Here is a 221-nt window from a genome sequence, read left to right as displayed (position 1 = left end):
CACTTAGCCAATCAAAATATCAACTTCGAGCACAGCAAAGTCATTATGAAACCCTTGAAGTAGATGAGTTTTGGACTTTTGTTGGTCATAAGCAAAATAAACAATGGCTAAAGAGGTGGATCAGGAAATTTGAACAACACTTATAAGTGATATTTTGCTCCCCAAATGATGTTATAAACATCAATATATGGAGTATTTTATGACACGTAGACCAAGAAGAA

1 pseudogene is annotated in these 221 nt (G+C 33.9%); it reads left to right on the top strand.

What is annotated here, in order from left to right:
- Positions 1-110: pseudogene (locus WFH18_RS18350) on the top strand (IS1 family transposase); the annotation flags it as partial.
- Between the last annotated feature and the right edge of the window lie 111 nt (positions 111-221).

It is taken from the genome of Acinetobacter sp. USHLN143, assembly GCF_037145695.1.
GTDB lineage: Bacteria > Pseudomonadota > Gammaproteobacteria > Pseudomonadales > Moraxellaceae > Acinetobacter > Acinetobacter fasciculus.
The sequence above is the reverse complement of the archived record's forward strand: the minus strand, read 5'-3'. Positions and strand labels throughout refer to the sequence as shown.